This window comes from Caballeronia sp. ATUFL_F1_KS39 (genome assembly GCF_023630985.1).
Lineage (GTDB): Bacteria > Pseudomonadota > Gammaproteobacteria > Burkholderiales > Burkholderiaceae > Caballeronia > Caballeronia zhejiangensis.
In genome coordinates, this window is sequence record NZ_JALQDZ010000085.1 from 1 (window position 1) to 274 (window position 274).

General features: G+C 55.1%; 1 protein-coding gene. It reads right to left on the reverse strand.

All coding sequences use genetic code 11. The features are described from left to right. Positions 1 to 274, reverse strand: a 274-nt coding sequence (locus tag NCR93_RS31675; protein ID WP_250532469.1) for a MetQ/NlpA family ABC transporter substrate-binding protein, incomplete at both ends; no start/stop codon positions are given.

The following is a 274-nucleotide window of genomic DNA, read 5'->3' on the forward strand; positions in this document are numbered from 1 at the left end:
TCCTTGACCAGTTCGCGGCGCGTCGTCAGCACGTTGGCATACGGATTATTCTGCTTGTCTTCGATCGACAGCGCCGTCGACGGATCGACGTCGTTGGTCAGCGCGATATCGCCATTGATGAACGAGGCCTGAACATCCGGCAAGGACTTGGCGCGCAATTGCGTTTCGGTCGGAATGAATTTCAGATGCTTCGGGTTGGCGACGATATTCTTTTCGTCGATGGCTACCGCCGAAGACGAGCCATCGGACTTCGGGTAACTGAGCTTGATAAGAC